The organism is Shimia marina, from assembly GCF_001458175.1.
GTDB lineage: Bacteria > Pseudomonadota > Alphaproteobacteria > Rhodobacterales > Rhodobacteraceae > Shimia > Shimia marina.
Map to the genome: position 1 here is coordinate 277,834 of NZ_CYPW01000027.1, position 2,448 is coordinate 280,281.

The 2,448-nt window shown below is 52.8% G+C and carries 3 protein-coding genes; 2 read left to right on the forward strand and 1 reads right to left on the reverse strand.

Annotated features, from left to right (window positions below):
* Positions 1-50 precede the first annotated feature (50 nt).
* Positions 51-731 carry a hypothetical protein gene (locus SHM7688_RS14050; protein WP_233486617.1) on the reverse strand — a complete coding sequence of 227 codons (681 nt, stop codon included), beginning with the start codon at positions 729-731 and terminating at the stop codon, positions 51-53.
* A 152-nt stretch (positions 732-883) separates the two neighbouring features.
* Here SHM7688_RS14050 and SHM7688_RS14055 point away from each other — a divergent pair, with 152 nt between their 5' ends.
* Positions 884-1,276, forward strand: a complete 393-nt coding sequence (locus SHM7688_RS14055) for a BlaI/MecI/CopY family transcriptional regulator (RefSeq protein WP_223229192.1) — start codon at positions 884-886, stop codon at positions 1,274-1,276.
* Positions 1,266-2,378, forward strand: a complete 1,113-nt coding sequence (locus tag SHM7688_RS14060) for a M56 family metallopeptidase (RefSeq protein WP_058240569.1) — start codon at positions 1,266-1,268, stop codon at positions 2,376-2,378. The genes SHM7688_RS14055 and SHM7688_RS14060 overlap by 11 nt, the downstream gene beginning before the upstream one ends.
* The last annotated feature ends 70 nt before the right edge of the window (positions 2,379-2,448 follow it).

Genomic DNA, 2,448 nt, shown 5'->3' on the forward strand with positions numbered 1-2,448 from the left:
CCTTGGGTGCATGGCATCCGTCAAAGAGAGCCTCCTATCGCGGGACGTGTTCAATCTGGATCTAAGAACGCCGTTAGAATTCTGGTGAGGTCTTTCGCGTTCCATTGCGTGGGCTGGAGACGAAATTTTGCCATTCGGCCAATCATCTCCTGCACAGAGGCATGTCGCTCTATCCAGTGATATCTTCGGCGATTTGCATAGTCGTCGAAAAGCACAGTGACCGGGCGCTCGATGCGCATGAGCGCGGTCATAAAACATGCGGTTCGAAAGCGGCCATCTATCAAAATCAGATCGGGGTGGCGGAAGAAGGGCTGGTCCCAGATATTCAGCGCGTATTTGGGGTAATTTCTCCAACCGCGCTCTGCGCCATTTGTACGTGGATGCCCCCAGGCCTTTGTCGGGCCGGTGTCGACCCAGTGAATTTTCACTGGCGCATCCGGATAAAGTTGCGCCAAGGTCTGTGTCATATTTTGCGCCCAAGTCTTGTCGTTTTCCACTGTCATAACAAGGGGATGATCTTGCTGGGCGGCAAGGAGCGTTGAGCCACCGCTGCCATATTCTAACAACACCTTGTGTTTCGCATACTCCGCCTCAACAAAGGCGCGCTCTTCGGGTGGAAACGTCTGTATGGGAATGCCGCAGCTCTGTTGAAATGCGGTATCAAATTGCATTTTCAAAGCCTTGTTTTGCCAACGTTCCCTCACTTTAGAAGTCAGAAGTTGACAAAGCATAAGCGAGGTCTGTGTTTCGGCTCCTGCTATTGGGGAGGAAGGACTTCAATGGTGGAATTTGATCAGATTTTAAGGTGTTGAGGCATATTTTACTTTGAAAAAAGCAGAGGCTGATTTACTAATTTCCTAGTAATTAACTACGGAGTGGCCAATTGGCACGTCGACGCAGTGAAATGCTCACGGATGTTGAGCTGGAATTTATGATCGCCCTCTGGAAAATCGGGGGCGGATCCGTGCGCGATATCATGGGGGCGCTGAAGGAAGATCAGCAGCGTGCTTACACTTCTGTGGCAACTGTGATGAAAATTTTGGATGACAAAGGGTTTGTAACCGCGTCGCGAAAGGATCGCGCTTTGGTGTATACACCCGCTGTCGAAAAGCGCGACTATGAAGGTCGCAGCCTGAAGAACCTGTCAAAGACCTTGTTTGGAGGAACCCCGACTGCGCTGGTGGCGCGACTGGTGGATAATGAGGATCTGACAGATGAGATGATCAAGGAAATCAAAGAGATCATCGATACAAGGATCAGAAAGGATGACGGTTGATCAAATCGTAGGGGGGGCGATCTGGATACAGCTAGTGATCCTTTTGGCCGCATGTGTATTTGGCGCTTTTGAGGGCATTCTGGTGCTTTCTGGGCGGCGAAGAAGCTTTTACACACGGCGTCGGATGGGCATGGCTGTGATCGCCTGTTTGGCGGTGTTGCCGTTGGTAGCGCCCTATCTTGTCACGTCTCCTTATGCGGCCAGCGTAAACGCGACGGATGCGATTGTTGCTCAGGTGCTCAACGGCAACCTCGATATCAGCGCCAGCCGTATGATGCAGATTTTGACGCTGAAATCTGAATGGATGTCTCAAGTGGCCACGGCGAGTTCAACTGCGGCGCAGGTGCTGATTGCGGGCTTCTTGGCTGCTTTCATCGCAAGGACATGCTATCTTGTTGTAAACATTGCACGTATTTGCAATGCATTGAAATCTGGACGGGTGGTTCAGCGCACGCGGCGTTGTCGATTGGTTGCGACGTCCAGCGTCAGCGTGCCGTTCTCAACGCGTGGTTTGTGGTACTATTATGTCGTATTGCCGGAGGCGCTGATCGCGGATCGCGCGGCTGTGCAGATGGCTTTGGGGCATGAGTTGCAGCACATTCGGCAAGGGGATGTGGATGCGGAGGTTTTGCTGTCTCTGATCTCTCCTATTGCCGTGCTCAATCCTGGTTTCTGGTTTCTTTCCAGTCGGTTGCGTAAGCTTGGTGAGTTGGCGTGTGACCGGGCTTATCTGGCGCGCAAAGGGTTTGACGCGCATGGTTACGCTTTGCGTCTGCTGGAAGTTGCGCGCAGCACCAGTGCGGCCAAGCAGCAACCCACGGCCTTCGGTGTGCCTTTGGTAGGGCGGCGTGTGCCGTTCCTGTCGCGCCGGTCCATGCTGAAAGATCGGATCGTTGCCATCGCGGATCATCAGGCGGAGCCTGCCAAGGAAGCCGTTGTTTTCGGGGCATTTTTATCGCTTGTGATGGCCGGTGTGGTATTGCTTGGTGCCGTTTCTCTGGCGGAGCCGGAAGATTGGAGTCACGAGCGGATCATGCTCAGCACTGTGGCCAATCTGGACCGTCTGAACCATCTCAATACATTGGCGCAGCGCAGCTGGTAAGCACGTCAGATTTTCTTTTTTTTGGACCCGCCGCAACGCTTTGCGGCGGTTTTTTTTTACCTTTTTTTTT

What these genes read in the sequence shown, in the direction of transcription:
- SHM7688_RS14050 (WP_233486617.1), bottom strand. Translation starts at nt 731, where the DNA reads ATGCTTTGTCAACTTCTGACTTCTAAAGTGAGGGAACGTTGGCAAAAC.
- SHM7688_RS14060 (WP_058240569.1), top strand. Translation starts at nt 1,266, where the DNA reads ATGACGGTTGATCAAATCGTAGGGGGGGCGATCTGGATACAGCTAGTG.